Consider the following 21,763-nt stretch of genomic DNA (forward strand, 5'->3'; position numbering starts at 1 on the left):
TACGGCCCCTTTATAAACACCTCTTCTTTTTTTAATATAATAAACCTATTTTCAAATAGACATTCATATGCATTAAATAAGCCTACCATAATGAAACTTCCAAGTCAATATTTTTCTGCACGAAAAATATAGTACCCTTTATCTTTGCGGACTGTTTCTACTTCTTTAAATCTCTCCTGGAGCTTCTTTTTAGCTGAAGGCGCTCCTTGTTTTTTCTGAATGACAATCCATAGCTCTCCACCAGGAACTAGGTAATCATATGCCTGTTCGAATAATGTATGAATTGTATCTTTTCCTGCGCGAATTGGCGGGTTTGTCAAAATTGCCGCAAATGTTTGCCCTTTCAACGACTGAAACAAATCGCTTTTTAAAACTTTAACGTTTTGCAGGTTATTTTTTTCGGCATTTCCTTGCGCCAATTGAACAGCTCGTTCATTGACATCCACCATCCAAACCATTCTGTTTTGATCTTCACTCGCTAAAGTGACCCCAATCGGCCCCCATCCGCAACCTACATCTAAAATGTCTCCGTCGGTGGCGGGGAATGCGAATGAATCAAGTAGTACTTTCGTGCCATAATCAACACCTGATTTACTGAAAACAGCGGCGTCAGTTACAAACGTTAATGACCTACCTCGTAAAGCGACCTCATGCTTCTTCTGCTCACGTCTAGCATTTGGTTTTTCAGAAAAATAATGACTCATCGTCTCCCTCCTCATATCTTTATCAAGAAAAGAAGGTAGGTAAAAAAACTCGCTTTGGATTCCAAAGCGAGTTTTGGTTATTCTGAAACTATTTAAGCTCGATTTTCGCGCCAGCTTCTTCTAGTTTAGCTTTCATGTCTTCAGCGTCTTCTTTAGATACGCCTTCTTTGATTGGTGCTGGTGTACCGTCAGCAAGAGCTTTCGCATCTTTTAAGCCGAGGCCAGTGATTTCGCGAAGGATCTTGATAACGTTGATTTTGGAAGCACCTGCATCTTCAAGAACAACGTCGAATTCTGTTTGTTCTTCTGCTTCTGCTTCTGCACCGCCACCTGCAACAGCAACTGGAGCAGCTGCAGTTACACCGAATTCTTCCTCAATTGCTTTTACTAAGTCGTTTAATTCCAATACAGACATTTCTTTAATCGCATCAATGATTTGCTCTTTAGTCATGATTTGTTCCTCCTGTTTCTCGTTAATATTTTATACGGCTATGCGCAAACTTTCTTTACGCACTCTCTTCTTCTTTTTGATCGGCAACTGCTTTTGTTGCCAACGCCATGTTTCGCATTGGTGCTTGAAGCACGCTGAGAAGCATGGATAATAGGCCATCTTGGGAAGGGATTTCCGCAAGTTCCTTTACTTTATCGACAGATACAACTTCACCTTCAACCACACCAGCTTTAATTTCTAAGTCTGCATGGTCCTTTGAGAAGTTGTGCAAGATTTTCGCCGGTGCAACGGCATCGTCTTGAGAGAACGCAACCGCTGTCGGACCAACAAGAACCTCATCAAGTTCTGTCAAATTCGTTTCTGCAGTCGCACGACGAACCATTGTGTTTTTGTATACTTTATACTCTACACCTGCTTCGCGAAGTTGACGACGTAGTTCCGTCACTTCAGCAACATCTAGACCACGATAGTCGACAATAACTGATGATTTACTTTCTTGCAAGTTTGTTGCAATTTCAGAAACAATTTGTTTCTTCGCATCAATTACAGCGCTCATCCTTACACCTCCTACTAATTAAGCCTTAATTCATACCGTATCGGTGAAACATCACCTTCATTTATTCATAAGAAAGCCTCCATGAGTAGACGAACACACGGAGGCATAGATATCGTTACGTTACATAAACGAATTCTGAACCTCGGCAGGAAATTAAGCGATCACTCGCACCTACTGTCTACGGTATGAACAGATTATTTTATTCACAAGAGTTATTATACTAACTCCATGTATGCTTGTCAACTATTATTTGTAAGCTGAAACGTTAAGCTTCACACCAGGTCCCATTGTTGACGTAAGGGATACATTACGCATGTACGTCCCTTTCGCAGCTGATGGCTTTACTTTTACGAGTGTTTCAAGAACAGTCTCGATATTTTCTGTAAGGCTTTCGTCTCCGAAAGAAGCTTTCCCTACTGGGACATGGATGTTTCCTGCTTTATCAACACGGTATTCAACTTTACCGGCTTTAATTTCTTGAATCGCCTTGTCAAGTTCGAACGTAACCGTACCTGTTTTAGGGTTTGGCATAAGACCTTTTGGCCCTAATGTACGTCCAAGCTTACCAACTTGTGCCATCATGTCTGGTGTCGCTACAACAACATCAAAGTCGAACCAACCTTGGTTGATTTTGTTGATGTACTCTTCGTCACCAACGAAGTCAGCGCCTGCAGCTTCTGCTTCTTTTGCTTTATCGCCTTTCGCAAAAACAAGAACACGTTTTGTTTTTCCTGTTCCGTGCGGAAGAACAACAGCACCACGAATTTGTTGGTCTGCTTTTTTAGGATCAACGCCTAAGCGCGCTGCAACTTCAATTGTTTCATCGAAGTTTGCTTTAGACGTCTTTTTAATTAATTCAACTGCTTCATTAACACCATAAGCTTTTTCACGGTCAACGAGTTTTACCATTTCCTCGTATTTTTTACCTCTTTTAGCCAATGTTCTTTCCTCCTCAAATGTGGTTTTAGCGGTTAGACCTCCCACTAATAAAGGTTGCGAACCTATGAGAACATAGGCAGGGAGAATCCCTTCCGCAACCTTAATTGGTTTGATCATTTCTAGTCTTCGATCGTAATGCCCATACTGCGAGCAGTACCTTCTACCATACGCTCAGCTGCTTCAACGCTAGCGGCGTTCAAATCAGGCTGTTTAGTTTCCGCAATTTCGCGAACTTTATCACGACTTACCGTTGCAACTTTGTTGCGGTTCGGCTCGCCGGATCCTGATTCAATACCCGCAGCTTTCTTCAATAGAACAGCAGCAGGTGGCGTTTTTGTGATAAATGTAAATGAACGGTCTTCAAAAACCGTGATTTCTACTGGAATAATCAAGCCCGCTCGCTCTTGAGTTTGAGCGTTGAACTCTTTACAGAAACCCATGATGTTGATTCCTGCTTGACCTAGCGCTGGACCAACTGGCGGGGCTGGATTCGCCTTTCCAGCTTCAATTTGCAATTTAACAACTTGAATCACCTTTTTAGCCACGCGACACACCTCCTTAAGTCCGTGATGTGGTATACCGGGCAAGAAGCCCTCCCACTCAATACCTGCGTTATGCAGGAGAACGCGGACAGTTGTCCACGGTTATTAGCAACATTATGATTTTATCACTGTACTAGACAGATATCAAGCCATTTCAAGTGGAGAGTCAAATTTTTTCAACTTGTGTAAAACCGACTTCAACTGGCGTTTCACGCCCAAACATGTTTACATGCACTTTTAATTTTTCTTGATCGACATAAATTTCCTCTATTGAACCTATGAAATTTGCAAATGGGCCTTCCTTTACTTTAACCGATTCCTTAAGCTCGAAATCAACTTCTGCTTTCGGTTCTTCTTCGCCCATTTGACGAAGCAATGCATCTACTTCGTCTGGTAGAAGCGGCGTCGGCTTAGCCCCTGCACCACTCGAACCAACAAATCCAGTAACTCCTGGTGTGTTTCGAACGACGTACCAAGAATCATCTGTCATAATCATTTCAACAATGACATAACCTGGGAAAACCTTCTTTTCGACGGTCTTGCTCTTGCCGTTCTTCACTTCGGTCTCTTCTTCAGTGGGAACGAAGACGCGAAAGATTTTATCGGTCATTTCCATCGATTCCACGCGCTTGTCCAAATTCTTTTTTACTTTATTTTCGTAACCTGAGTACGTGTGTACAACATACCAATTTTTCTCCATTATGATTAGGACGCGCTCGTCCTTCCCTCCTCCAAGGTATTTCTCGTAAACCTTTGTTAGGTTTCAATTTATAAAGATCAAAAAAGCCGATATTCTCGAGGATCTTGTATACTAAGCGAGACGCAGCCACTCCTCCGCTACTTTAAACAACCTTGTAGGGCACGCCTTCTATGATCATCGATTACTCGGTCTTTTAACTCTCTTCTATTAATCTAAAAGTAATTGCAGAAGCCACGAAATAATTGTATCTACAACCGCAAAAAATACGGCAATAAATGCAACTGTTGTTACAACGATAATCGTATAACGCACAAGTTCACTACGCGTCGGCCATGTGACCCGCTTCATCTCATTTGAAACATCTTTTAGAAACTTCACCGGCTTCTTTATCGTTTCCGCCACTGAATACACCTCCAGCCCTCTCTCAAAATCCCTTACCTTATCAACTGATAGAAGAAACTAACAATATCTAGATATTATCACTTCGTCTCCTCATGAACCGTATGAGATCCGCACTGAGAACAAAACTTTTTCAATTGAAGCCTTTCATTACTCTTTTGCTCGGTCTTATTTGTAGAATAATTCCTTGACTTACATTCGCGACATGCAAGAGCTACCTTTTTTCGCATTACATACTCCTTTTAAGCTTAAAAGCAATTTGCATATATACCCCTAAAAGTTATCACAGGGGGTGAATACTGTCAATGACAGGGAACCCTCCTCCTCATCTTTGACAGCCTACCTCATTTTCATAACGTATATACCAAAAATCTTTACTTGTCTCTTATATGAACACAGATCAATGTTCCTAACCAAACAAAAAAACAAGGGGCTTAACCCCCTGTTTAGATTTTTACACCTTTTCGCTCTACATGATTTTCGAGTTTCCGTTTTACTCTCTGCAGGGCATTATCAATCGATTTAATGTGACGATTAAGATCTACTGAGATTTCTTGATACGATCTCCCATTTAAGTATAACATAAGGACCTCTTGCTCTAAGTCACTTAATAATTCACTCATTTTCACTTCTATGTTATCAAACTCTTCTTGATTTATTAATAACTCCTCTGGGTCCGTTATATGCGAACCACAGATTACGTCTAACAATGTCCTTTCTGACTCTTCATCGTACAACGGCTTATCCAAAGAAACATAAGAATTAAGTGGAATATGTTTTTGACGTGTAGCTGTTTTTATCGCCGTTATAATTTGCCTTGTGATACAAAGCTCCGCAAATGCTTTGAAAGAGGATTGCTTGTCTCCTTGAAAGTCACGAATCGCCTTGTAAAGGCCAATCATCCCCTCTTGTATAATATCCTCATGGTCTGCACCAATTAAAAAATAAGATCTCGCCTTGGCTCGGACGAAATTTTTATATTTATTAATTAAATGTTCTAGTGCGGCACTGTCACCCTCACGAGCATATTTCACTAGGTGGTCATCGTCCAATTCTTTAAAGTTCGTATGCAAAATAGAGTCTTCAAGGTTCACAGCCACCACGATCCCTCCGAGCCATAATAGTTTTCTCGAATGTTTAAAAAGGGGAAGTCGAAGATTTTAGAAGTTGATATAAAAATGAAAGCGGATAAATTTTAGACCTTTTTAAACAGCGTTAATTGTCTAAATATAGAAATATTATAGCGAATTCATACAAAAAACGTCAAGGAAGTTATGATTTTCCTCGACGCCATTTTTCGAAAATTTCAGCGATTTCCCCTGTTATAGGAAGCTTTGCTTTATTTGAGTAATTTTTTGTTTTTTCAACTTCTTGAGCAATTCCTTTTTCAATTGACTCCATTTCTCGACGCAGTTCTCGAGCCGATTTCCTTAATGCACCACTAGCAAAAATGACCCGTTGTTCTAGAAAGTCAGAGGTCGCAACGTAAATTTGTGTATCTACCCTCTTGTGCTCTTTGACGAGTTTTTCTATTCGTTCATCTGCCGTTTCTTTTTCCTTCGTATAAATGATCTCTAGACGATAGTCATTAAAGTTCTTCCCAAGGCCAGGAACCATATGAGCATCAAAGATAATTGACACTTGAATCCCTGTGTAAGCTTGGTACTCGGCCATCTTTTCAATTAATATGTCACGAGCACTCTCTAAATCATCTTCGCGCCTAGCTTTTAACTCAGGCCAGTCACCTATGATATTATATCCGTCAACGAACATCAGGCGCCTCATTTAACTCATCCTTTGTGGATGACGTGTTCGATAAACTTCGTACATGAGTAAACTAGCAGCAACCGATGCATTGAGTGACGTTACTCCACCTACCATAGGAATATTAACGAGAAAGTCACACGTCTCACGAACGAGTCGACTCATCCCTTTCCCTTCACTTCCTATGACAAGACCGATAGGCATATCAAAATCCGCTTCACGGTATTCTTGCTCTCCTTTAGCATCTGTGCCAACAAACCATAAGCCTTCGTCCTTTAATTCTCCCATCGTTCGTGATAAGTTCGTCACTCGGGCGACAGGGATATATTCAATCGCCCCCGCTGATGCTTTACTAACAGTTGCGGTCAATCCAACAGAGCGACGCTTTGGAATAATCACACCATGCACACCAACAGCATCTGCAGTACGAAGAATAGCCCCCAAATTGTGCGGGTCTTCTAGCTCGTCCAAGATAAGAATAAATGGTTGCTCCTGCTTGTTTCTTGCTTTTGCGAGAATATCATCAACTGTACTATATTCATAAGAAGCAACGTTAGCGATTACGCCTTGATGGTGCTCTTTGCCTGCCAGTTGGTCTAGTTTTTGTTTTGGAACACGCTGAATCGATACTTTTTGTTCTTTAGCCAGCTGAATGACTTGACCAACTTGGCCACGTTGCGCTCCTTCAGCAAGCATAATTTTATGAATCGGTCGTTTTGCTTTCAGCGCTTCAATGACCGAGTTTTTACCGACAATCTGTTCATCTTTTGCCATTGTTCTCCCCTTCTTCCGTTTCAATGTACCCAACAGCTAGTCTCGCCAACTCATCGAGCCGTTCATAACCTTCTGTTAAATATAAGTACCCAATGAGCGCTTCAAACGCTGTACTATAGCGATAAGTCGCATGATCTGTATTTTTAGGAACAGTCCCTGACTTGGCATTTCTTCCACGTTTTGCAACGAGGAACTCCTGTTCTGACAAGAGATCGTTCTCCTGTAAATGGTGCAAAACATTTGCTTGTGCTTTCGCAGAAACGTAAAATGTCGCTTCCTTATGAAGGCGGTTGGGTTTGACTTTCCCATGGGCGATAAGCCGATATCGAACATACATTTCCCAAACGGCATCGCCCATGTATGCAAGAGTGAGGGCATTCATTTGCCCTACATCACGCACGTTTTCATTTAAATCGAACATTACTATACCCTCTTCCAACGTACACCTTGGGGCGTATCTTCTAAAATAATATTTTTCTCTTTCAGCTCATCTCGAATTCTGTCAGCTGTTGCAAAGTCACGATTTTTCCGAGCTTCATTCCTTTGTTCAATTAATGCCTCAATCTCTTCATCAAGCATCTCATTTTCTTCTAATTGTACCCCGATAACAAAAGCCATTTCATCAAACGCCTTTAAGAAAGCTTTCAAGACTTCTTCTCTCGTGTGTGATTCTTGTAAATAAAGGTTAGCACTTTTAACAAGGTCAAATAAAACCGCAACAGCATTTGCACTGTTAAAATCATCATCCATTTCTTTAACAAATTGACGACGGTAGTCTTCGATCTTATTTTCCCACTCATCGACATCAGAAGCTAAGTTTGCCGTTTCATTCAGTCTATGCACAAGGTTGTTATATGTTGTTCTTATCCTTTCTAGCGCATTTTGAGCACTAGATAGCTGTTCATCACTAAAGTTGATCGGGCTTCGGTAATGGGCATTAACAATAAAGAATCGGACTATTTCTGGATCAAATTGTTGAATAATGTCATGCACGAGAATGAAATTTCCGACCGATTTAGACATTTTTTCATTATCAACATTAATATAGCCATTATGCAACCAATAATTAGCCATCTTCTTCCCTGTTAACGCTTCTGATTGAGCGATCTCATTTTCGTGGTGTGGAAACGATAAATCTTGACCACCTGCATGAATATCAATCGTATCTCCTAAATACTTTTTCACCATAGCCGAGCATTCAATGTGCCACCCAGGTCGACCTTCTCCCCAAGGACTAGACCAAGAGATTTCGCCAGGCTTGGCACTTTTCCATAATACGAAGTCAAGCGGATCTTCCTTTTGTTCACCCACACCTACTCGTGCACCTGCTTTTAGGTCATCAACAGATTGGTGCGATAACTTCCCGTATTCATCAAATTTTCTCGTTCGAAAATAAACGTCCCCATTTGCTTGATAAGCAAAATCGTATTCAATCAACTTTTCAATAAACGCAATGATTTCCTCCATCGTCTCAGTCACGCGCGGATGCACATCTGCCTTCCGAACACCGAGCGCTTGTGTGTCGTCATGATACGCTTGAATGAACCGCTCCGCTACATCTAAAACGTCTTCATCCATTTCTTTTGCCGCTTTAATAATCTTGTCATCAACATCTGTAAAGTTAGATACATAATTGACGTCATAGCCGCGATATTCCAAATACCTACGGACCATGTCAAAGACAACGGCAGGACGCGCATTTCCAATATGAATATAATTATAAACTGTTGGCCCACACACATACATCTTTACTTTACCGTCTTCAATGGGTGTAAAAGGCTCTTTCTTTCTTGTTAGTGTGTTATACATTTGTATTGCCATTCATAGGTCCTCCTTTACTTTCCAAAACCACTTGATGCTTTGCGATCCGCCTCATACTTCTCTTTCCAATAATCGACATCTTCTCGCAAACGACCAATCTCTTTTTCTAATTCACGAAGCTTATCGGCCACAGGGTCCGGCAAGTTAATATGATCCAAATCATTAGCTACTTTGACCCCATCTTGGACGACAACCTTTCCCGGAATTCCGACAACTGTGGAGTTTGGGGGCACTTCTTTTAGCACAACAGATCCTGCCCCTATTCGTGCATTGGCACCGATTCTCATAGAGCCTAGCACCTTTGCTCCTGAAGCAATCAATACGCTATCTTCAATTGTCGGGTGACGCTTTCCTGTTTCTTTCCCTGTACCACCAAGTGTTACGCCTTGGAATATCGTTACATTATCACCAATTTCACACGTTTCCCCGATAACTACACCCGTTCCATGGTCAATGAACATACGCTCACCTATCTTTGCTCCTGGGTGAATTTCGATACCTGTCAAAAAACGACTAACCTGAGATAGCAAACGAGCGATAAAAAAGAATCTTTTTTTCCATAATCCATGAGCAAAACGATGTGCCCATAGCGCGTGTACCCCCGAGTATGTCATGATTACTTCAAACCGGTTTCTCGCAGCTGGGTCCTGCTCTAATACGACATCAACATCATTTTTCAATGTCTTTAACATGTCGTAAACTCCCCCCTTCCCGAAGTCGCTTCCACGTTTTTAACCTAAGTGCTGATCAATTATTCGTGCACTAAGTCTTTCAAACAAGACGAAAACCCTAAACCTCTCCTACAACACCATGAAAAAAACGCCCCTGTGTCGTTGTAACTACGACACAGAGACGCTCTAAGTAAGCGCGGTTCCACTCTGTTTGATCCTTTCATGAGAAAAGACCCACTCTCCGATGATAACGGTCATCAGCCCCGCCCTTCGCTACTGAACCGGTTCGCGAAGGGACTCAGAGGTGCATTTCCAAAGTCCTCTTTCAAGCTGCTTTCAGCCTACGACAGCTCTCTCTGTAGAAAAAGGGCGCTTTGTACTTCTCCTCTTCATCGATTTTGCTATGATATTATTGTCCCAACACTTTTTTAAGACGCGTCAAAACAACATCCTTACCTAAAAGTGCAATCGTGTCTGGTAAATCACGTCCGTGAGTTTGACCAGTTGTTGCTACACGGATCGGCATAAATAATTGTTTCCCTTTATAACCCGTTTGTTTTTGCGTTGCTTTTGCAGCTTGCTTTACGTTTTCTGGTGCCCAGTCTTCTATTGCTTCAACTTCTTGATAAAATTGCTGCAATACTTCTGGTACATGTTCACCTCGTAAAACCTCATTTGCATCTTCATTATAGTCGATTTCTTCCTTGAAGAACAACTCTGTTAACTCGACAATCTCTGCACCATAGCTCATTTGTTCTTGATATAATGCTACAAGTTTACGAGCCCATTCTCTTTGCTCTTCAGACATCGACGCTGGCAATTTTCCAGCCTTTACAAGGTGAGGAATCGCTAATTCAGTGAGGCGGTCAACATCTGTATTTTTCACATATTGGTTATTCATCCATTCAAGCTTCTGTGTATCAAAGATTGCTGGCGCTTTCGCTAAACGCTCGACATCAAATTGTTCAATGAGCTCATCAAGCGTGAACAATTCTTCTTCACTCGCAGGAGACCAACCAAGTAATGCCAGGAAGTTAACAAGCGCCTCTGGTAAATAGCCAAGATCGCGATACTGTTCAACAAACTGAATCACAGATTCATCTCGTTTACTCATTTTTTGTCGATCTTCATTTAGAATTAATGAAGCATGAGCAAATATTGGGGCTTCCCAACCAAACGCATGATATAAAAGCACCTGTCGTGGTGCATTTGACAAGTGTTCCTCTCCACGAATCACATGACTAATCTCCATCAAATGATCATCAATCACAACGGCAAAGTTGTATGTAGGAACACCGTCTTTTCTTGCGATGACAAAGTCACCGATTCCTTCCGCTTCAAATTGAACGTCCCCACGAACAATGTCATTAACTTCAATCGCACCCTCGTCTGGTACATGGAAACGGATGACAGGTTTACGCCCCTCTTTTTCATAAGCTTCGCGTTGTTCTGGTGTAAGGTGACGGTCACGCCCACTATATTTCGGCGTTTCCCCTCTTTGTCTTTGTTCTTCACGTTCTGCTTCAAGTTCTTCTTCTGTCATATAGCAATAATAGGCTTTACCTTCGTCAAGCAGTTGCTGAAGATAACGATTGTAAATGTCGATGCGGTCCATACTTTGATACGGGCCATGCGGTCCACCTACATCAACACTTTCATCCCAGTCAATGCCTAACCATTTCAAGCTATCAAGCAACTTCTCTGTGGCTGTTTCGACATTTCTAGCCTGGTCTGTATCTTCAATACGAACGATAAAAGAGCCATTTTGTTTTCTTGCATATAAATAGTTAAATAATGCCGAACGCGCTCCTCCGATATGGAGATGTCCCGTAGGACTCGGCGCGAAACGTACACGGATTTGTTGAGACATTGTATGACACCTTCCAATCATTAGTTCCGTTCGTTGATTATTTTATCACCAAATCAAACGCTCTGGTGAATGAATCTGAGAATTTATCATATTTTATCACCATTCAGCATGGTTGACGACAAAGCACAATTAAGCCTTGGGCAATAGCAATACAACCGCTTGTGCTGCCACACCTTCTTCACGACCTGTAAAACCTAACTTTTCTGTTGTGGTCGCTTTCACATTTACTTGCGACACGTCGGCTTCTAACAATTCAGCGATCCGTTTGCGAATCGCGTCAATATATGGAGCCATCTTCGGTCGTTGCGCCATAAGTGTGCAATCCAAATTACCTAGCTTGTATCCTCTTTGCTGAACAAGTTGCCAAACGTGACGGAGTAATTCCGCTGAATCAGCATCTTTATAAGCAGGATCTGTATCAGGAAAATGCTTTCCGATATCTCCCTCGCCAACAGCCCCTAAGCATGCGTCTGCAATTGTATGTAAAAGAACATCCGCATCCGAATGACCAAGTAGCCCCAATTCATGAGGGATTTCTACGCCTCCAATAATAAGAGGGCGACCCTCTACAAGTTGATGAACATCAAACCCTTGTCCAATCCTCATATCTACTTTCCTCCCTTACGTTGTTGAATAATCGCCTCAGCAAACCATAAGTCTTCTGGGGTTGTTACTTTGATATTATCATAACTTCCTTCAACAACTTTCACTTTTCCACCGACATACTCAATCAAACTAGCATCGTCTGTACCACAAAAACGATGAGCTTCTGCCTTTTTATGTGCACTTAGAATCGAAGACAGACGAAAAGCTTGTGGGGTTTGAACGGCCCACAAGCTCGAACGTTTCATCGTCTCTTCAACGTCCCCTTCTTCATTTACGCGCTTCACTGTATCTTTTACAGGGACAGCGGCTATTGCCGCCTCCCCATTTTGTAAAACATGGTCAGTTAACCGATGAATGGTTTCCTTTTGAATAAACGGACGAGCCCCATCATGAATAAGTACAACTGGGTTATCCTTTATCACTTTTAACCCTTCAAATACACTTTGTTGACGTTCAGCTCCACCCGTTACAACATCGCTCACTTTTTTAAACTGGTACGAAGAAATGATACCTTGAATGTCTGCTTTCTCTTTCTCTCGACAAACAAGCACAATCCTTTCACAGCGTTCATCACGTTCAAAAACACGTAACGTATGAACAATGAGCGGATCACGATCAATTGATAAAAACGTTTTATTTGCCCCGGTTCCCATACGTTTACCTTGCCCTGCGGCAGGGATAACCACTACGTAACGCTCCATGTCATGACTCTCCATTTCTCCTCTAAATACGAACGTTTAAGAAATTTCTTTTATAAGGCCTTTTCAAGCGTTTTTGGTTTTGCAAAAATCATTCGTCCTGCTGACGTTTGCAATACACTTGTGACAATCACTTCAACATTTTTGCCAATATACTCACGACCACCTTCAACGACGATCATTGTTCCGTCATCTAGATAAGCGACCCCTTGATTTTGCTCTTTTCCATCTTTTATTACTTGAACATGCATCTCTTCCCCTGGAAGAACAACTGGTTTAACAGCGTTCGCTAAATCATTGATATTGAGTACAGCTACACCTTGTAAGTCACAAACTTTATTTAAATTAAAGTCATTTGTAACAACATAGCCATCGACGATTTTTGCTAGCTTAACAAGCTTACTATCAACTTCATGAATCTCTTCAAAGTCACCATCATAAATCTCAACATCAACAGGAAGTTCTTTTTGAATTTTATTTAAAATATCAAGACCACGTCGACCTCTATTTCGTTTTAATACATCTGAAGAATCGGCAATATGTTGCAATTCTTCTAACACAAATTCAGGAATGACGAGTGTTCCTTCTAAAAACCCTGTTTGGCAAATATCTGCAATACGACCATCAATGATAACACTTGTGTCCAAAATCTTTAATCCTGCACCTTTTCCTTCACTATCTGGGGCTTCGACTTCCTTTTTCTTTACCGCTCTCGAGGAAGTCGGGATGAAGTTTGAAAGTTCATCTCTCTTTTTAAAGCCAACTTGGAAACCTAAATAACCAAGTAAAAAGGTTACAATTAACGGGAAAACTGTACCTAGAAATTCAATAGAATTCAAAGGAATACTAATGAGAAATGCAACAAGCAAACCTAATATTAGTCCCATCGTTCCAAATAACAAATCCGTCACCGGCGCTTTTACGAGTGTTTCTTCAAATTTACGTATTAAGTCGGTGATGTAATCCGTCACCCAAAAAGTGGATATAAATAGTATGATGGCACCAATAAAACCTCCCGTATAAGGGTTTGATAACCAATTAGTTGCCCCCCCTATATTCAAGAGCGAAATCAAATCAGGAATAAAAATAAACCCCGCTGTTCCACCGATGATCAGTATAAACAATTGTACGATGCGTTTTAGCATACTTTCACCTCCTTTAATCATTATAGACAAATTCTTCAATTTGAAACGGTATATGCAAAAAAACTGCGTATTTTTTCAAGAAACTTAAAACTGCATATAGGTAAAAATAACAAAGGGGTCAGCAAATGTCAATTAAAGTAAAATTACAATTATATCGCTCATTTGTAATCTTCGTCAATATGTGTTTTGTTACGACAAAATTCATATGTGACGATCGATAAATAATTGCTCTTGAATACGCGTTAAACCTTCTTTGATTTTACGTGCTCTTACTTCACCAATGCCTTCAACTTCATCTAATTCTTCGATCGTCGCACGCATGATTTGTGGCAATTGCTCAAATTTCAACACTAAATTTTCCACAATTACTGGGGGGATACGCGGAATTTTATGCAGAATGCGATACCCTCGTGGTGATACAGCAAACTCTGAAATGTTCGATTTTGCATAACCGAGTAACTTCACAATCAATTGATCGTCTAATAGTTCATCGTTGGAAAGTTGTTTTAATTGGCGAAGGACTTGCGAAGGGTCATGATTGTTATCTTTTGCATAATCTTTTATCAGTAACATCGCTTCTTTCTCTGTATCTGAGACGAGCTCTTGTAATTGCATGGAAATAAGGCGCCCTTCATTACCTAATTCATTAACGTAATTAAGAATTTCACTTTTTATCCGCAGTACCATCTCAATACGATGCATCACTTGTGTCACTTCTTGAATCGTAACAAGTTCTTCAAATTCAAGCGCACCTAAGTTTGTAATTCCTTGATCTAACACCGACTTGTATTTTTCTAGGGTTTGAATGGCTTGGTTTGCCTTCGTTAAAATCATACCAATATCCTTCAAAGAATAACGGTATTCACCTTGATATAACGTAATGACATTTCTTCTTTGTGAAATGGAAATGACAAGGTTTCCGGTTTGCCTAGCTACACGCTGAGCTGTACGATGGCGAATTCCTGTTTCAGTAGACCCTATAGAGTTATTAGGGACAAGTTGTGTATTTGCATAAAGGATCCGTTGTCCATCTTCACTCAAAATGATCGCGCCATCCATTTTCGCGAGTTCATATAGGGAAGCAGGAGAGAACTCACAATTGATGAAAAAACCACCGTCTACAATATTCATCATTTCATTATTGTAACCGAGAACGATCAATCCACCAGTCTTCGCACGGAGTACGTTATCGATTCCTTGCCGTAACGGTGACCCTGGAGCCACCAGTGGTAACACTTCACTAATAAAATGGGTATCATATTTCGAATGTTGGTCCATTTGATGCACCTCCAATAGCCACTTCAATTGCTTCATCTATCGACTGTACCCCTATAACCTCAATACCATCAGGAACAGTCCACCCACCAAGGTTTTTCTTTGGTAAAATGACGCGCTCAAAACCTAGTTTTGCTGCTTCAAGTACACGCTGTTCAACGCGTGCTATACGTCGAACTTCTCCTGTTAACCCAACCTCACCAATAATGATATCGCCTGCTTGAGTTGGAACGTTACGGAAACTCGATGCAATACTAATTGCAACAGCCAAATCAATCGCAGGTTCATCTAAACGAACACCACCTGCTACTTTTACATAAGCATCTTGATTTTGAATCAACATACCGACACGCTTTTCTAACACAGCCATTAATAACGATATACGGTTGTGATCAAGCCCTGTCGCCATTCTTCGGGGCTGTCCGTAACTCGTTGGTGAAATAAGCGCTTGTATCTCGACAAGAACTGTTCTGGTTCCTTCCATTGATGCTACGACAGCTGAACCTGCAGCACCTGAGGAACGCTCTTCTAAAAATATTTCTGATGGATTTTTCACTTCCTCCAAGCCGACTTCCTTCATTTCGAATATACCGATCTCATTTGTTGAACCAAAACGGTTTTTAACAGCTCGTAAAATACGATACGTATGATGACGTTCACCTTCAAAATAAAGCACAGAGTCTACCATATGTTCCAATATCCTTGGCCCTGCAATCGATCCTTGTTTTGTCACATGGCCAACGATAAAGACGGCAATGCCCTTAGATTTGGCGATTTGCATTAAGGCAGATGTTGATTCGCGAACTTGCGTCACACTTCCTGGTGCTGAATTGACTGATTGAAGGTGGACAGTCTGAATCGAATCGATAATAACAAGTTCTGGATCAACAGATTCGATCGTTTGTTCAATGATGTCGTAAGCTGTTTCTGCAAACACAAACAATTGATCATCTGTAATACCTAAACGGTCCGCTCTTAACTTTGTTTGTTTGATTGATTCTTCACCTGAGATATAAAGAACTTTCTTTTTTGAAGAAGCCAAAGCTGCCGATACTTGGAGTAATAGCGTAGACTTTCCTATACCTGGATCTCCTCCGACAAGAATCAGTGATCCTGGTACGACACCTCCACCTAATACACGGTTAAGCTCTGCCATTGTTGTATCCATACGCTCCTCTTTTTCGCGAGGAACTTGTGTAATCGGTTGAGGTTTTGTTCGAGATGATTGCATAGTTGTCTGGGAAGTACGCCATCCTGGTGTTGATGAAGATACAAATTCTTCAACCATCGTGTTCCACTCTTGGCAACCTGGGCACTTTCCCATCCATTTTGTCGTTTCATAGCCACATTCTTGACATACAAACTTCGTTTTTGTTTTTGCCATGATTCTCTCCCTTAATTTACCGTCTTTACGAATTCAGTTATTTTTTATTTTATCACGAATTCGCCTGATACAAACAAGGGAAGGGTTTCTTTCTTCATAAACTGAGCCGAGAGTTAGCAAATGTTCTCTCGGCTCAGGCTTTAGTAGCAATTCAATGTTCAAAATTATTTCGTTACTGTTTCTTTATTCGTAACCGATTCAACGATAAATTCGTCATCTTTAACACCTATACGAACTTTTTGTCCTTTGTTAATGTTTCCAGTTAACAACTCTTCAGACAAACGATCTTCCACATGTTTTTGAAGCGCACGGCGTAAAGGACGAGCACCGTAATCTGGGTCATACCCTTCATCAGCAATTTTTCTTTTTGCCTCATCACTTAATTCAAAATCAATTCCTTGCTCCTCTAGGCGTTTACGCAATTGTCCTGCCATGAGGCCAACAATTTCTTGAATGTGTTCTTTCTCAAGTGCATGGAACACAATAAGCTCATCAATACGGTTAAGAAACTCAGGGCGGAAGCTTTTCTTCAAGTCACCCATGACTTTGCTCTTCATATCACCGTATGAATATCCGTCACGCTGCGCTGTAAAACCAAGGCTCTTAGACTGCTTTAGTGTGCTCGCACCGACGTTTGATGTCATGATAATCGCTGTGTTTCTAAAATCTACGCGGCGACCTTTTGAATCTGTCAAAAAGCCATCTTCAAGCACTTGCAGTAACATATTAAACACTTCTGGATGCGCCTTTTCAATCTCATCGAGCAATATAACTGAATAAGGTTTCTGACGAACTTTTTCCGTCAACTGGCCACCTTCTTCGTGCCCTACATAGCCTGGAGGTGAGCCAACAAGGCGCGCTGTTGAATGTTTTTCCATAAACTCTGACATATCCATACGGATGATCGAATCTTCATCTCCAAACAATGATTCCGCAACAGCACGGGCCAATTCTGTTTTACCTACACCTGTAGGCCCTAGGAAGATAAAGGACCCAATAGGTCTTTTCGGATCTTTTAACCCTGCACGTGCACGTCTGACCGCTGTTGCAATCGATTTTACAGCTTCTTCTTGACCAATGATTCGTTCGTGCAATGTCTCTTCCATTCGTAACAAACGTTCTGTTTCCGCTTCTTCTAATTTAGAAACAGGAATTCCCGTCCAGCTTGATACAACTTGGGCAATGTCATCAATTAAGACTTCTGTGTTTTCTTGACCTTGTTTTTCTTTCCACTCTTCTTTCATCGCCTCTAATTCTTCACGGAGACGCTGTTCTGAGTCACGTAGCGAGGCAGCCTTTTCAAACTCTTGACTCTGTACCGCTGCATCCTTTTCTTTACGTGTCTCTTCTAATTTATGCTCTAACTCTTTTAAGTTCGGTGGTGCGGTATAAGAACGCAAACGAACTTTTGAACCTGCTTCGTCGATTAAATCAATCGCCTTATCTGGAAGAAAACGATCCGAGATATAACGATCTGATAACTTCACAGCTTCTTCAATGGCATCGTCTGTAATTGTGACACGATGGTGTGCCTCATATCGGTCACGAAGACCTGATAAAATTTGAATCGATTCATCAATCGTCGGTTCATCAACTTGAATTGGTTGGAAACGACGTTCAAGGGCAGCATCTTTTTCAATATATTTGCGGTATTCATCAAGCGTTGTCGCACCTATACATTGCAACTCTCCACGTGCAAGCGATGGTTTTAAAATGTTAGAAGCGTCAATTGCACCTTCTGCACCACCAGCACCTATGAGCGTATGAAGCTCATCAATAAATAAAATCACATTGCCAGCTTGACGAATTTCCTCCATGACTTTTTTCAAACGGTCTTCAAATTCACCACGATATTTTGTACCCGCAACAACCGTACCCATATCCAGGGTCATAACTCGTTTATTACGTAAAATTTCAGGTACTTCATTATTGACAATTTGCTGGGCTAAACCTTCAGCAATCGCTGTTTTACCGACACCTGGCTCCCCAATTAAAACAGGGTTGTTTTTTGTTCTACGGCTGAGCACTTGGATAACTCTTTCAATTTCTTTGCTTCGTCCAATAACAGGGTCAATCGCTTCTTCCTTAGCTATCGCTGTTAAATCTCGAGCCAAGCTATCTAGCGTTGGTGTACTTGCATTCGCCCCTGAGCCGACTTGCTGACCATTTGAGTTCGCAGATTCACTTGAACCTAACAGTTGTAAAACTTGTTGGCGAGCTTTGTTCAAACTAACACCTAGGTTATTAAGAACGCGAGCGGCAACACCTTCACCCTCTCGAATCAAACCAAGCAAAACATGCTCTGTTCCAACATAAGAGTGTCCAAGCTTTCGTGCTTCATCCATCGAGAGCTCAATGACTTTTTTCGCTCGTGGAGTATAGTGAATTTGTTCTACTTGTGCTTCACTACTTCCAATCAATGACTCGACTTCGGACTGAATTTTATCAGATTCGAGGCCAAGCGCAGATAATGCCTTCGCTGCAATCCCTTCACCTTCATTGACAAGACCGAGAAGAACATGCTCGGTGCCAATATTGTTATGTCCTAAGCGCATCGCTTCCTCTTGTGCCAGTGCAAGGACTTTTTGTGCTCGTTCAGTAAATCGACCAAACATCATATAACGGACACCTCCAGTTAATCTTGATTTTTCTCTGCTTCTAGTTGAAGTCTCTCTCGAATAAGCGCTGCTCTTCGTTGATCACGTTCATCAGGGGAAAGCGCTTCTCCTGCGTACTGTTGTAAAAATGCAGGTTGTGTTAAAACCATTAATTCGTTAAGGATGCTCGCACTCACATTTTTAATCATTCCTAAATCAATGCCTAACCGAACATCTGATAAGCGCTGTGATGCTTCTTTAGACTCCATACGTCGGCTATAGGCTAATGTCCCATACGAGCGAAATACCCTGTCTTCAATATGGTTATTCGAGGATTCAAGTAAAGATTCCCGTGCAGCTCTTTCTTGTTGCACAAGTTGTTTAACAACGCTGCTCAAATCACCAATAATATCTTCTTCTGACTTTCCTAATGTCATTTGATTGGACACTTGAAATAAGTGACCTAAGGCTTCACTGCCCTCACCGTAAATACCTCTAACAGCAAGGCCGAGTTGGTGAATCGCTGGTAATATTCGATTCATCTGCTGAGTAACGACAAGAGCTGGTAAGTGCATCATAACAGATGCTCTTAAACCTGTTCCCACATTTGTTGGACAACTTGTCATATATCCATGTTGTTCATCAAATGCATAAGTGAACCTTTCTTCTAACCAATCATCAATCTCATTGGCTAGTTCTAAACCTTCATCTAACCGAAAGCCTGATAGTAAACATTGAATGCGCAAATGATCCTCTTCATTCACCATGATACTTAATGATTCATCTTCACTAAGAATAGATGCCCCATACGGAGACTTTTCTGCAAGCGCTGGACTTATTAAGTGCTTTTCAACGAGAACCTGTTTCTCATTTTTGTCCATGCTTTTCATTTCCAAACATGAAAGATCTCCAAATCTTCGGTGAGAAGTTGTTGGGTTTATTTGTTTTTTTACATCATTTAATAGTTTCTCAGCGTCTTCGTTAGAAGTAACAACCGGAAATGTATGCTCTTCAAGGTTTCGAGCGAGCCGGATTCGACTGCTTAATACAATATCTGAATCAGGTCCTTCATTTTTCATCCATGGACTTATTGCTTCATGAATAAATCGTTGTAAAGACAAGGCTCACCCCTCCTTTTTCTCATCGAGAGATTGTTGTAAGGAACGGATTTGATCACGAAGTTCTGCAGCTTCCTCAAATTCTTCCTGATCAATTTTTTCTTTAAGTACTTGTTTCAGTTCGTCAATTTGACGGTGAATATGCAAGTCTTTCCCTTTCCGTTTCGGAATTTTACCTGCATGTGTTGTATTTCCACTATGCAGTCGCTTAAAAATAGGGTCTAAATTCTTTTTAAACGTTTCATAACATTTAACACAACCAAACCGACCTGATTCAGCAAATTGACGATAAGTCATACCACAACTTTCACATTGGGACTCCCTTGCTCTTTGTTTAGACTCAGTCTCTGAATAATGTTTTGGCTGTTCAAAGTCTAGTAACCCTGATAATAATTGATGAATCGAGAAACTGTTAGAACCAGGGATATATTCTCCTTTTTCTTTTGCACAAACATCGCAAATGTGAAACTCAGTTTTTTCACCATTTATGATCTTTGTAAAATGTAAGGTTGCTTGCCTTTGTTGACATTCTTGACAAAGCATGGGTTCCCCTCCTTTATCGTTCATCACTCGACTCTTTATACATAAAAGGTATTAGCATTGCCTTAAAAATTTGAGCACGTAACTCATCACGTAGAGGCAAGTGTACATTTAAAGTTTGACGGTGAATAGCATTTAACATCAAACTTGCCTCACGTTTATTGATTACATCCTCTTCATAAAGACGACCTATCATATTTGATGCAGCTTGCTGCGATAAATGTGAACCGATCATATTCGTCATTTGATTGACTAAGTCCGCTTTATCATCAGGCTTAACCTTTATAATTCTGATATATCCTCCTCCACCTCTTTTACTTTCCACAACATAACCCTTTTCAACCGTAAATCTTGTTCGGATTACATAATTAATTTGTGAGGGGACGCATTGAAAATAGTCGGCAAGTTCACTGCGCTTTAGTTCAATGGAACGTTGTTCACTTTCATCAATTGCTTTTTTTATGTACGTTTCGATCACATCTGAAATGTTGCGCATGAACGCTCCCTCCCACCTTCAATTGACTTTGACTATCTTTGACTTTAATTTTATTATAACGAAAATCTTTACTTTTGCAAACTTTTCAGCTTATATTCCACGGGTATAACGATTTTCTAAATATGTAAACATGATATGAAAAAACGCTGAATGAAGAGGTTCAATTCTAATAACCTTTCCTTAATTGGTTATTCCACAATAAAGCGTATTTCAAACGGTTTCTCTCGCAAGTATTTTATTTTTTTATCATTACCCAAAAAACACTCGCTCTTCAATCAAACGATTGGAAGTGAGATTGCCAGTATGGGTAGGGAAAAGCGGGGGGAGAGCCCCATCCGTCGAAAGCCTAAGGTTGCTGAGGAAGACTCGTCTGCTTGAAGATTTAAACAAACGATAAATGGGGGTGAATGTCTATTTCGTGTAGTCAATCGATCTGATTATTAAACGGTCAGCAGTTTCGATTGGTATTAACCTTCATGTTTGGTAGATGTGGTATGATACGTGGGCAATACAGGCGGATTCCTCGCTTTCTTATTTTTCTATAACCCTTTTCACCTTGCGGTGATCAACTTCTTGAAAACATTAAAAAAGCACATCGCTTCTGCGACATGCTTTCGTATGCCTGGCGGCGTCCTACTCTCACAGGGGGAGAGCCCCCAACTACCATCGGCGCTGAAGAGCTTAACTTCCGTGTTCGGCATGGGAACGGGTGT

Annotated in this window: 24 protein-coding genes, 1 rRNA gene and 2 other annotated features; all 25 genes read right to left on the reverse strand. The window is 41.0% G+C overall.

Features of this window, described 5'->3' with window-relative positions:
• Positions 1 to 104: 104 nt before the first annotated feature.
• Positions 105 to 704, reverse strand: a complete 600-nt coding sequence (locus HNQ41_RS15735) for a class I SAM-dependent methyltransferase (protein ID WP_184665395.1) — start codon at positions 702 to 704, stop codon at positions 105 to 107.
• Between the two features lie 88 nt (positions 705 to 792).
• Positions 793 to 1,155: a 50S ribosomal protein L7/L12 gene (gene rplL / locus HNQ41_RS15740; RefSeq protein WP_184665396.1), complete on the reverse strand. Its 363-nt coding sequence runs from the start codon at positions 1,153 to 1,155 to the stop codon at positions 793 to 795.
• Between the two features lie 55 nt (positions 1,156 to 1,210).
• Positions 1,211 to 1,711, reverse strand: a complete 501-nt coding sequence (rplJ, locus tag HNQ41_RS15745) for a 50S ribosomal protein L10 (RefSeq protein WP_184665397.1) — start codon at positions 1,709 to 1,711, stop codon at positions 1,211 to 1,213.
• Positions 1,712 to 1,772: 61 nt separating this feature from the next.
• Positions 1,773 to 1,913: a sequence feature (ribosomal protein L10 leader region), on the reverse strand.
• A 44-nt stretch (positions 1,914 to 1,957) separates the two neighbouring features.
• Positions 1,958 to 2,695, reverse strand: a complete 738-nt coding sequence (gene rplA, locus HNQ41_RS15750) for a 50S ribosomal protein L1 (protein ID WP_343043381.1) — start codon at positions 2,693 to 2,695, stop codon at positions 1,958 to 1,960.
• Between the two features lie 74 nt (positions 2,696 to 2,769).
• Entirely contained in the window at positions 2,770 to 3,195 is a 426-nt protein-coding gene (gene rplK / locus HNQ41_RS15755) for a 50S ribosomal protein L11 (protein WP_184665399.1), read from the reverse strand.
• A 163-nt stretch (positions 3,196 to 3,358) separates the two neighbouring features.
• Positions 3,359 to 3,892, reverse strand: coding sequence for a transcription termination/antitermination protein NusG (nusG, locus tag HNQ41_RS15760; protein WP_184665400.1), 534 nt, complete (start codon positions 3,890 to 3,892; stop codon positions 3,359 to 3,361).
• 207 nt (positions 3,893 to 4,099) lie between these two features.
• A complete protein-coding gene (gene secE / locus HNQ41_RS15765; protein WP_184665401.1) occupies positions 4,100 to 4,294 on the reverse strand; it encodes a preprotein translocase subunit SecE in 195 nt (64 codons plus the stop codon).
• 77 nt (positions 4,295 to 4,371) lie between these two features.
• Entirely contained in the window at positions 4,372 to 4,521 is a 150-nt protein-coding gene (gene rpmG, locus HNQ41_RS15770) for a 50S ribosomal protein L33 (RefSeq protein ID WP_184665402.1), read from the reverse strand.
• 216 nt (positions 4,522 to 4,737) lie between these two features.
• Positions 4,738 to 5,367, reverse strand: a complete 630-nt coding sequence (sigH, locus tag HNQ41_RS15775; protein ID WP_425506992.1) for an RNA polymerase sporulation sigma factor SigH — start codon at positions 5,365 to 5,367, stop codon at positions 4,738 to 4,740.
• A gap of 196 nt (positions 5,368 to 5,563) precedes the next feature.
• Positions 5,564 to 6,076, reverse strand: coding sequence for an NYN domain-containing protein (locus tag HNQ41_RS15780; RefSeq protein ID WP_184665404.1), 513 nt, complete (start codon positions 6,074 to 6,076; stop codon positions 5,564 to 5,566).
• Positions 6,077 to 6,829 carry a 23S rRNA (guanosine(2251)-2'-O)-methyltransferase RlmB gene (rlmB, locus tag HNQ41_RS15785; RefSeq protein ID WP_184665405.1) on the reverse strand — a complete coding sequence of 251 codons (753 nt, stop codon included), beginning with the start codon at positions 6,827 to 6,829 and terminating at the stop codon, positions 6,077 to 6,079.
• Positions 6,816 to 7,250: a Mini-ribonuclease 3 gene (locus HNQ41_RS15790; RefSeq protein WP_184665406.1), complete on the reverse strand. Its 435-nt coding sequence runs from the start codon at positions 7,248 to 7,250 to the stop codon at positions 6,816 to 6,818. Before HNQ41_RS15790 ends, rlmB begins: the two co-directional genes overlap by 14 nt.
• Positions 7,251 to 7,252: 2 nt before the next feature.
• Positions 7,253 to 8,650 carry a cysteine--tRNA ligase gene (gene cysS / locus HNQ41_RS15795; protein ID WP_184665407.1) on the reverse strand — a complete coding sequence of 466 codons (1,398 nt, stop codon included), beginning with the start codon at positions 8,648 to 8,650 and terminating at the stop codon, positions 7,253 to 7,255.
• 14 nt (positions 8,651 to 8,664) lie between these two features.
• Positions 8,665 to 9,342, reverse strand: a complete 678-nt coding sequence (gene cysE, locus HNQ41_RS15800; RefSeq protein WP_184665408.1) for a serine O-acetyltransferase — start codon at positions 9,340 to 9,342, stop codon at positions 8,665 to 8,667.
• Between the two features lie 153 nt (positions 9,343 to 9,495).
• Positions 9,496 to 9,723: a binding site (T-box leader), on the reverse strand.
• 7 nt (positions 9,724 to 9,730) lie between these two features.
• A complete protein-coding gene (gene gltX / locus HNQ41_RS15805) occupies positions 9,731 to 11,191 on the reverse strand; it encodes a glutamate--tRNA ligase (RefSeq protein WP_184665409.1) in 1,461 nt (486 codons plus the stop codon).
• A 129-nt stretch (positions 11,192 to 11,320) separates the two neighbouring features.
• On the reverse strand, positions 11,321 to 11,797 hold the full coding sequence (gene ispF, locus HNQ41_RS15810; RefSeq protein ID WP_184665410.1) for a 2-C-methyl-D-erythritol 2,4-cyclodiphosphate synthase: 477 nt from the start codon (positions 11,795 to 11,797) through the stop codon (positions 11,321 to 11,323).
• A gap of 2 nt (positions 11,798 to 11,799) precedes the next feature.
• A complete protein-coding gene (gene ispD / locus HNQ41_RS15815; protein ID WP_184665411.1) occupies positions 11,800 to 12,498 on the reverse strand; it encodes a 2-C-methyl-D-erythritol 4-phosphate cytidylyltransferase in 699 nt (232 codons plus the stop codon).
• Between the two features lie 50 nt (positions 12,499 to 12,548).
• Positions 12,549 to 13,640: a PIN/TRAM domain-containing protein gene (locus HNQ41_RS15820; protein WP_184665412.1), complete on the reverse strand. Its 1,092-nt coding sequence runs from the start codon at positions 13,638 to 13,640 to the stop codon at positions 12,549 to 12,551.
• A 201-nt stretch (positions 13,641 to 13,841) separates the two neighbouring features.
• Entirely contained in the window at positions 13,842 to 14,918 is a 1,077-nt protein-coding gene (gene disA, locus HNQ41_RS15825) for a DNA integrity scanning diadenylate cyclase DisA (RefSeq protein WP_184665413.1), read from the reverse strand.
• Positions 14,896 to 16,299, reverse strand: a complete 1,404-nt coding sequence (gene radA, locus HNQ41_RS15830) for a DNA repair protein RadA (RefSeq protein ID WP_184665414.1) — start codon at positions 16,297 to 16,299, stop codon at positions 14,896 to 14,898. Before radA ends, disA begins: the two co-directional genes overlap by 23 nt.
• A 164-nt stretch (positions 16,300 to 16,463) precedes the next feature.
• Complete coding sequence (gene clpC / locus HNQ41_RS15835) at positions 16,464 to 18,917, reverse strand: ATP-dependent protease ATP-binding subunit ClpC (RefSeq protein ID WP_221301974.1); 2,454 nt, start codon at positions 18,915 to 18,917, stop codon at positions 16,464 to 16,466.
• 17 nt (positions 18,918 to 18,934) lie between these two features.
• Positions 18,935 to 20,017 (reverse strand): protein-arginine kinase McsB, encoded by a 1,083-nt coding sequence (gene mcsB / locus HNQ41_RS15840; RefSeq protein WP_184665415.1) that lies wholly within the window; start codon positions 20,015 to 20,017, stop codon positions 18,935 to 18,937.
• A 3-nt stretch (positions 20,018 to 20,020) separates the two neighbouring features.
• A complete protein-coding gene (mcsA, locus tag HNQ41_RS15845) occupies positions 20,021 to 20,557 on the reverse strand; it encodes a protein-arginine kinase activator protein McsA (protein ID WP_184665416.1) in 537 nt (178 codons plus the stop codon).
• 13 nt (positions 20,558 to 20,570) lie between these two features.
• Entirely contained in the window at positions 20,571 to 21,050 is a 480-nt protein-coding gene (locus tag HNQ41_RS15850; protein WP_184665417.1) for a CtsR family transcriptional regulator, read from the reverse strand.
• Between the two features lie 620 nt (positions 21,051 to 21,670).
• Positions 21,671 to 21,763 (reverse strand): 5S ribosomal RNA (rrf, locus tag HNQ41_RS15855); the annotation flags it as partial.

The sequence above is a fragment of the Texcoconibacillus texcoconensis genome (assembly GCF_014202575.1).
GTDB classification, from domain to species: Bacteria; Bacillota; Bacilli; order Bacillales; family Salisediminibacteriaceae; genus Texcoconibacillus; species Texcoconibacillus texcoconensis.

Coding starts and splice junctions, on each gene's coding strand:
- ispF (WP_184665410.1), bottom strand. CDS start 11,797: ATGAGGATTGGACAAGGGTTTGATGTTCATCAACTTGTAGAGGGTCGC.
- HNQ41_RS15820 (WP_184665412.1), bottom strand. CDS start 13,640: ATGCTAAAACGCATCGTACAATTGTTTATACTGATCATCGGTGGAACA.
- rlmB (WP_184665405.1), bottom strand. CDS start 6,829: ATGGCAAAAGATGAACAGATTGTCGGTAAAAACTCGGTCATTGAAGCG.
- rpmG (WP_184665402.1), bottom strand. CDS start 4,521: ATGCGAAAAAAGGTAGCTCTTGCATGTCGCGAATGTAAGTCAAGGAAT.
- nusG (WP_184665400.1), bottom strand. CDS start 3,892: ATGGAGAAAAATTGGTATGTTGTACACACGTACTCAGGTTACGAAAAT.
- cysS (WP_184665407.1), bottom strand. CDS start 8,650: ATGGCAATACAAATGTATAACACACTAACAAGAAAGAAAGAGCCTTTT.
- HNQ41_RS15790 (WP_184665406.1), bottom strand. CDS start 7,250: ATGTTCGATTTAAATGAAAACGTGCGTGATGTAGGGCAAATGAATGCC.
- rplL (WP_184665396.1), bottom strand. CDS start 1,155: ATGACTAAAGAGCAAATCATTGATGCGATTAAAGAAATGTCTGTATTG.
- ispD (WP_184665411.1), bottom strand. CDS start 12,498: ATGGAGCGTTACGTAGTGGTTATCCCTGCCGCAGGGCAAGGTAAACGT.
- disA (WP_184665413.1), bottom strand. CDS start 14,918: ATGGACCAACATTCGAAATATGATACCCATTTTATTAGTGAAGTGTTA.
- radA (WP_184665414.1), bottom strand. CDS start 16,299: ATGGCAAAAACAAAAACGAAGTTTGTATGTCAAGAATGTGGCTATGAA.
- gltX (WP_184665409.1), bottom strand. CDS start 11,191: ATGTCTCAACAAATCCGTGTACGTTTCGCGCCGAGTCCTACGGGACAT.
- mcsA (WP_184665416.1), bottom strand. CDS start 20,557: ATGCTTTGTCAAGAATGTCAACAAAGGCAAGCAACCTTACATTTTACA.
- HNQ41_RS15780 (WP_184665404.1), bottom strand. CDS start 6,076: ATGAGGCGCCTGATGTTCGTTGACGGATATAATATCATAGGTGACTGG.
- HNQ41_RS15735 (WP_184665395.1), bottom strand. CDS start 704: ATGAGTCATTATTTTTCTGAAAAACCAAATGCTAGACGTGAGCAGAAG.
- HNQ41_RS15850 (WP_184665417.1), bottom strand. CDS start 21,050: ATGCGCAACATTTCAGATGTGATCGAAACGTACATAAAAAAAGCAATT.
- rplJ (WP_184665397.1), bottom strand. CDS start 1,711: ATGAGCGCTGTAATTGATGCGAAGAAACAAATTGTTTCTGAAATTGCA.
- clpC (WP_221301974.1), bottom strand. CDS start 18,917: ATGATGTTTGGTCGATTTACTGAACGAGCACAAAAAGTCCTTGCACTG.
- cysE (WP_184665408.1), bottom strand. CDS start 9,342: ATGTTAAAGACATTGAAAAATGATGTTGATGTCGTATTAGAGCAGGAC.